This window comes from Kitasatospora sp. NPDC057512, assembly GCF_042802135.1.
Lineage (GTDB): Bacteria > Actinomycetota > Actinomycetes > Streptomycetales > Streptomycetaceae > Kitasatospora.
Map to the genome: position 1 here is coordinate 1 of NZ_JBHVET010000493.1, position 6,729 is coordinate 6,729.

The window sequence follows — 6,729 nt, forward strand, 5'->3', positions numbered from 1 at the left end:
CCTGAACCCTGGTCCGACCCGGGTGGCGGCCCCGGTCCGGACACGGAACCGCCCTCGGCGCCCGAAGGCACCGAGGGCGGTCCGTCGACCGATGGACGGCGGGGATCAGACGGGGATCGGGGCTGCTACGCCACGAACCGACCGGCGGCCGCGCGGCGCCGGGCCCGGTGGAACAGGGCCCCACCGAGGGTCACCAGTCCGCCCCCGGCCAGGCCGACGACGGCGACCGGCGCGCCGGCCTGGGGCAGCTCGCCACCGGGGCCGCCCTTCTGAGGCGGGATCGGGTGGTGGCCCGGACGGCTCGGGCAGCCCTTGCCCCCGCCGCCCTTGTGGTCGTGCCCCTTCGGCGGGCAGGGCGCGACGGAGATGCAGAGTTCGACCGGCGGGCTCTGCACGGTCTGCCCCTGCGGGTCGCGGGCGGAGGCCTGGGCGGTGTTGGTGACGCTGCCCGCCTGGGCGTCCGCCTCCGTCACGGTGTACGTGCCGTGGCAGGTGGTGCTCTGCCCCGGGTCGAGGGTGGTCTGCTCGCAGGTCACCTGCTGGACGCGGTCGTCGCCGACGGTGAGGTCGGTCAGCGTGGTGCTCCCGGTGTTGGTGACGGTGTACGTGTAGGTGACGGTGTCACCCGGGTGCACCGTCCCGGCGGCGTCGGACCGCTTGGTGACGGCCAGCGAGGAGGTGGCGGTACCGACCGTCACCGTGGCCTGGACCGGCGCGCTCTGCACCGGCCGGCCCTGGGGGTCGGTGCCGTTGGCGTGGGCGGTGTTGGTGACGTGCCCGGCTTGCGCGTCCGCTTCCGTCACCGTGTACGTCCCATGGCAGGTGGTGCTCTGGCCGGAGGTGAGGCTCGTCTGGTCGCAGGTCACCGACGAGACGTGGTCGTCGGTGACGGTGATGCTGTTGATCACCGTCATCCCGGAGTTGGTGACCGTGTAGGTGTAGTGCACGTTGTCACCGACCTGGAACGGCCCCGCACTGTCGGCCTGCTTGGCGATGGTGAGTGCGGATACCGGGGTGACGACGTCGACCGTGGCCTCGACGGGCGGGCTCTGTACGGGCCGGCCCTGGGGGTCGGTGCCGTTGGCGTGGGCGGTGTTGGTGATGTGCCCGGCTTGGGCGTCGGCGGCCGTGACGGTGTAGGTGCCGTGACAGGTGGCCGTCTGGCCGGAGGTGAGGGTTGTCCGGTCGCAGGTCACTGAGGTGACGTGGTCGTCGGTGATGGTGATGTTGTTGATGGTGGTGTTGCCGGTGTTGGTGACCGTGTAGGTGTAGTGCACGGTGTCACCGATGTGGAACGGCCCGGCGCTGTCGGCGTGCTTGGCGACGGCCAAAGCGGACACCGGGGTGACGACGTCGACCGTCGCCTGCGCCGGCGGGCTCTGCACCGGCTGGCCCTGGGGGTCGGTGCCGTTGGCGTGGGCGGTGTTGGTGACGTGCCCGGCCTGGGCGTCGGCGGCCGTCACGGTGTAGGTGCCGTGGCAGGTGGTGCTCTGGCCGGGGTCCAGGGTCGTCCGGTCGCAGCTCACGGACGGGACGTGGTCGTCGGCCACGGTCAGGTTGTCGATCACCGTCGTCCCGGAGTTGGTCACCGTGTAGGTGTACGCGACGGTGTCCCCGACGTGGAACGGGCCGGCGCTGTCGGCCCGCTTCGTCAGGTCGAGCTTCGGGAGGCCCGCCACCGGCAGCGTCACCTGGGCGATCGGGCTCTGCACCAGCTCGCCCAGCGGCCCGGTGCTGTCCGCCTGCGCCGTGTTGGTGACGTGGCCGAGCCGCTCGTCGGCGGCGGTCACGGTGTAGGTGCCCTGGCAGGTGGCGACCTGTCCCGCGAGCAGGGTGGTGTGGTCGCAGGTCACGTTCTGGACGTGGTCGTCGGCCACGGTCACGTCGGTCAGCGTGGTCGTGCCGGTGTTGGTCACCGTGTAGGTGTAGGTGACGGTGTCCCCGGCGTGGACCGGACCGGGCGTGCTCGCTTGCTTCGTCAGGGAGATCGAGGACGGGCCGATCACCGTGACGGTGGCCTGGGCCTCCGCGGTGACCGGCTGGCCGTCCGAGGTCCCGTTGGCCGTGGCGTGGTTGAGGACCTTCCCGTCCTGGGCGTCGGCCGCCGTCACGACGTAGGTGCCGTGGCAGACCGTGCTGTCCCCGGGGCTGCCGGCCGGTGCCAGGACGGTGGAGTCGCAGGTGATCCCGGTGGCCTTGTCGTCCGTCACCGAGAGCGCCGTCACCGGGCTGCCGCCGGTGTTGGTGACCACGTAGCTGTACGGCACGGTGTCGCCGACGTGGAACGGCTCGGGCGCGTCGACGTGCTTGGTCAGCGTGATGCCCGGCGGCGCCACCACCGGCAGGGTGACGGTGGACGGCGGCGAGGTGACCGGGCCGCCGTCGGTGGTTCCGGTGGCCTGGGCGGTGTTGGTCACGTGGCCCTGGGCGGCGTCCGCGGCGGTGACCAGGTACGTCGCCGTACACGTCACCGTCTCACCGGGCGCCAGGGTGTTCACCGGGCAGCTGACCGGCCCGACCTTCGGGTCGTTGACGGCCAGGTTGCTGATCGGCACGTTCCCGGAGTTGGTGACCACGAAGTCGTACGGGATCGGGGTGCCCACCGTCAGCAGCCCGGGCAGCGGCTCGTGCGGCTGCTTGACCAGGTTCAGCTCGGGCAGCGGCTGGTCGGTGTAGATCACCACGTTGCGGATCAGGTGGACGTCGGTGAACAGGCCGGTGGAGCCGCCGAAGCCGAACTTGTAGGTCGAGGGGCCCGGTTCCGGCGCGGGGGTCTGGAGCACCTGGTGCGAGCCGGTGCCGTCGTTGAAGTCGACGGAGACCGTCAGCACCGGGGAGGGCGCCGGCGTCAGGTGCACGTTCACCCGGCGGCGCGAGGGCTCCAGCAGGGCCTGGGCCTCGGCCGGGGTCACCCCGGCCGGCATCGTGGTGAGCGGGCCCTGGAGCTTGCCGGGCAGGGTGGAGGGCCACGGGCCGTTGGTGGTGAAGTTGCTGGTCGTCGCGGTGAGGAAGCAGTAGCCGGTGGTGCCGTCGCCGGGGCCGCGGACGGTGACCATGTTGGCGCCGGGCGCGGGCACCCGGAAGGACGTGCCGGCGGGGGAGCGCCGGGAGCAGCCGTTGCCGCGCTGCTCCCAGTCGCCGAAGTAGTTGCCGAGCACGTCGAGCCCGACGCCGAGGTAGCCGCGGTCGACACCGGGCAGGAAGCCGAGGTTCGGGTTGTCGTCGGGCAGCTTCTGGGCGTAGCCGAGGCTGCCGCCGAAGGCGCCGGGGTGGGTGAGCGAGACGTCCCCGTTCACCAGGAAGAACGAGATGCCGTCGGCCGGGTTGTTCGGCGTGGTGCTGCCGTACTGCCACTGGTCGAACGTCACGTCCAGGCCGTTGCCGGCGGGCAGGGCCTGGTCGAAGAGCACCGCGCCGCTCTGGTCGTTGCCCGCGTCGGTGATCCGCAGGTAGCCGAGCGGCGCGGAGTCCAGCGGCGGCACCGGGCCGGTCTCGGCGGCGGGGCAGCCGCCGAGCGGGTGGTCGCCCGGCCCGGGCTGGGCGGGGGCCGCGCCGGTGAGGCAGGCGGAGCCGACGGCGACGAAGCGCGAGTCGGCGGTGGCACCGGTGAAGGCCTCCTGGAGCAGGGGGGTGCCGGTGGCCCGGACCCGCTCCGGCAGCGGCGCGGCGGGGTGGTGCGCGGGCGTGACGGCCTGGGCGAGCGGGGCGGCGAGGCCGGCACCGAGGCCGGCGCCGAGCAAACCCAGGGTGGCCGCGGCGCTGATGAAGCGGGCTGTGCGGGCGCGAAGCCGTGACGCTCCGCGGGATTGTCTCGTCATACCGTCACTATGGGTGGCTGTTACGGTCCGCTACGCGCTGCGTACCGTCGGTGGAGCTATCGAATAACTCGGATGAACGAGCGCGAGGTGCGGCGCGCCCGGCGGGGTCAGGGGGCTGGCGGGCTCGGCGGGTTCGGCGAGCCCGGCGGACATTGTTCGACCGTTCCCGACTGACGGTGCGGTAGGGTGGCCGACGCCGAGTATGACCGCGACTCAGGGAGGTGAGCCCCATTTACGGAATGTCCGAGCGGGTGCTCCCGGAGCGCGGCCGCGTGGGCGCCTCGCGCGCATAGCGCGGACGGCGCGCCGACGCGGTGTCGGCCCCCGCGGGAGCCCTGACGGAGTCGTCAGCTCTCCTGTCTTCCCCCAAGGGGTTCTCTTGTCGGTCTTCTCCTCCGCCTCCCTCCGTTCCTCGGTGGTCTCCCGGCTGCGCGCCGCCGGGTGCGTGTTCGCCGAGGACGAGGCGCGGATCCTGCTCGCCGCCGCCGCCTCGCCCGCCGATCTGGCCGCCATGGTCCGCCGCCGCGCCGACGGGCGGCCGCTCGAACACGTCGTCGGCTGGGCCGAGTTCGCCGGCCTGCGGATCGCCGTCGACCCGGGCGTCTTCGTCCCGCGCCGCCGCAGCGAGTTCCTGGCCGCCGCCGCCACCGCGCTGACCGCCCCGGGCGCGGTGGTGCTCGACCTGTGCTGCGGCAGCGGCGCGCTGGGCGCCGCGGTGGCGGCCTCGGCCGCGCACCCGGTCCAGCTGTACGCGGCGGACATCGACCCGGGCGCGGTCCGCTGCGCCCGCCGCAACCTGGCCGGCGTCGCGGCGCGGGTCTTCGAGGGCGACCTGTTCGCCGCCGTCGCCGCGGACCTGCGCGGCCGGGTGGACGTGCTGATCGCCAACGTCCCGTACGTCCCGACCGGTGACCTCGGCCTGCTGCCGCCCGAGGCGCGGCTGCACGAGGCGCGGCCGGCGCTGGACGGTGGGGCGGACGGGCTGGACGTGCTGCGGCGGGTGGCCGCCGAGGCACCGCGGTGGCTGGCGCCCGGCGGGGCGCTGCTCTTCGAGACCAGCGAACGGCAGGTGTCGGCGGCTCTCGCGGTGACCGGGGCGGCCGGGCTGGCGGCGATGGAGAGCCGACAGGAGGACCTGGACGCCACCGTGGTCACGGCGACGCTGCGCTGACCGGCCGCGTCGACCCGACGCGCTGAACTTCCCAACCGTGCGGGGAGTTTGCGGCCCGGCCATCGTTCCCCCGTGACGGTGGCCGGGCGGGGCCGGTCAGATGCGGGTGCCGTACACGTGGTCGACCGGGATGGTGAGGAGCACCCGGCGGTCGGCGACCATCGTCTCGCGGTACTCCGTCCAGTCCGGGTGCTCCCCGGCGGCGCGGCGGTAGTAGTCCACCAGCGCCTCCACCTCCGGCCCCTCGGGGTCGGTGCCCGGCCCGGTCAGGGTGGCCACGCCTTCGGCGGTGGTCCAGGAGCGGCCGTCCGGCCCGGTCACCTCCAGGCTGACCCGCGGGTCCCGGCGCAGGTTGACGGTCTTGGCCAGCCCGTCCCGGGTGGAGACCAGGATGGTGTTCGCCTCCCGGTCGTAGAACGGCATGACGGGGGAGAGCTGCGGCCGGCCGTCCGCCTTGATGGTGGCGAGGATGCCGAGGCGGCTCTGCGCGAGCAGCTCGTACGGGTCGAAAGGAGTGGCGGTCATGGGAGCATCATCGGCCTTCACACCGGTGTGAAGGCAAGGTCCGCCACGCGTGTTGGGCGAGGACGCCGCGCATGGTGGCACGGGCCGGCGGGCCGGTGCGGGATGTTCGGAAATCGGCCGTGCTGTCCGGTGCGAGCCGATAAGGTCGGTGGCCAGAATGATGACGGTGCGTCAGTGTGTGCGCACCGTCCGATCCGAGGGGAAGCGCCGCACGATGGCACGCGTACGCAAGCAGGTGGAGCTGCTGGAGTTCGCCGACGACCTCCACACCGACGACGTCACCCCGCTGCGGGCCTTCCTGGCCGCCCGTATGGCGGAGCTGGTCGAGGCCCAACCCAAGGGCACCAGCGCCCGGTTGGCCGCCGTGCGGCTGGCGGAGGTCACCGCCAGCGACTGCATCTTCCTCTCGGACGTCCTGGTGGCCTGGGAGGAGGTGGTCCTGGAGGGCCGCAAGGACGAGCCCGGCTGGACGCAGCGGATGCGCCAGGACGCCATGCTGTGGTGGAGGCGGTTGTGCGTGACGGCGGAGTTGTTCCGCGACCACCCCGACCACCGCTCCCGCTGGCGCCCGCTGCGGTACATGAACCTCGAGCACGCGGAGCTCATCGCGGACCTGACCGACGAGGCGGGCGGCGTGTACGGGGACGGGGCGCACCCGTGATCCCGGACGGCTGGGGGCAGTGGCCGTAGGGCGTGCCCGGTTCTCCCCCCGGCTGTCTCCGGAGCCCTTGTCGGTGGCGGCTGGTACGGTCCCGCGCATGAGCAATCGTGTGCCCTTCACGGGTGGGGAGAAGGAAAGCCTCCGGGCGGCGCTGGACCGGCACCGCGAGGCGGTGCTGTGGAAGCTGGAGGGGCTGGACGACGAGCAGCTGCGCCGTCCGATGACGCCCTCCGGGACCAACCTGCTGGGGCTGGTGAAGCACCTCGGCGGTGCCGAACTCGGCTGGTTCCGGGGGACGTTCGGCCGGGACATGGGCCCGCTGCCGTTCGACATCGACGCCGACGACAGCTCCGACATGCGGGTGGAGCCCGGCGAGTCGACGGCGGACGTCCTGGCGTTCTACGCCCGGGCCCGGGCCGACGCCGACGAGACGATCGGGGAGCTCGCGCTGGACGACCTCGGCACCTCCTGGTCGGGCAACTCCGTCTCGTTGCGCTGGGTGCTCATCCACATGACCACGGAGACGGCGCGGCACGCCGGGCACATGGACATCC

At 73.1% G+C, this 6,729-nt stretch carries 5 protein-coding genes; 3 read left to right on the plus strand and 2 right to left on the minus strand.

Going from position 1 to position 6,729, the window contains the following annotated elements:
- Positions 1-125: 125 nt before the first annotated feature.
- Positions 126-3,818 (minus strand): hypothetical protein, encoded by a 3,693-nt coding sequence (locus tag ACFU6K_RS27200; protein WP_380667293.1) that lies wholly within the window; start codon positions 3,816-3,818, stop codon positions 126-128.
- A 379-nt stretch (positions 3,819-4,197) separates the two neighbouring features.
- Between ACFU6K_RS27200 and ACFU6K_RS27205 the strand changes: the two genes are divergently transcribed.
- The gene (locus tag ACFU6K_RS27205) at positions 4,198-4,989 is read left to right on the plus strand and encodes a putative protein N(5)-glutamine methyltransferase (RefSeq protein WP_380667295.1); all 792 of its coding nucleotides are present in this window, start codon (positions 4,198-4,200) and stop codon (positions 4,987-4,989) included.
- Between the two features lie 96 nt (positions 4,990-5,085).
- On the opposite strand, the gene ACFU6K_RS27210 is transcribed toward ACFU6K_RS27205, so the two are convergent.
- Positions 5,086-5,514, minus strand: coding sequence for a PPOX class F420-dependent oxidoreductase (locus ACFU6K_RS27210; protein WP_380667297.1), 429 nt, complete (start codon positions 5,512-5,514; stop codon positions 5,086-5,088).
- 214 nt (positions 5,515-5,728) lie between these two features.
- Between ACFU6K_RS27210 and ACFU6K_RS27215 the strand changes: the two genes are divergently transcribed.
- The gene (locus ACFU6K_RS27215) at positions 5,729-6,175 is read left to right on the plus strand and encodes a hypothetical protein (protein WP_380667299.1); all 447 of its coding nucleotides are present in this window, start codon (positions 5,729-5,731) and stop codon (positions 6,173-6,175) included.
- Between the two features lie 97 nt (positions 6,176-6,272).
- Positions 6,273-6,729, plus strand: a 457-nt coding sequence (locus ACFU6K_RS27220; RefSeq protein WP_380667301.1) for a DinB family protein, incomplete at its 3' end; no start/stop codon positions are given.

Excerpts from the sequence above, each read along its gene's own strand:
- ACFU6K_RS27200 (WP_380667293.1), bottom strand. The coding sequence starts at position 3,818 with ATGACGAGACAATCCCGCGGAGCGTCACGGCTTCGCGCCCGCACAGCC.
- ACFU6K_RS27215 (WP_380667299.1), top strand. The coding sequence starts at position 5,729 with ATGGCACGCGTACGCAAGCAGGTGGAGCTGCTGGAGTTCGCCGACGAC.
- ACFU6K_RS27210 (WP_380667297.1), bottom strand. The coding sequence starts at position 5,514 with ATGACCGCCACTCCTTTCGACCCGTACGAGCTGCTCGCGCAGAGCCGC.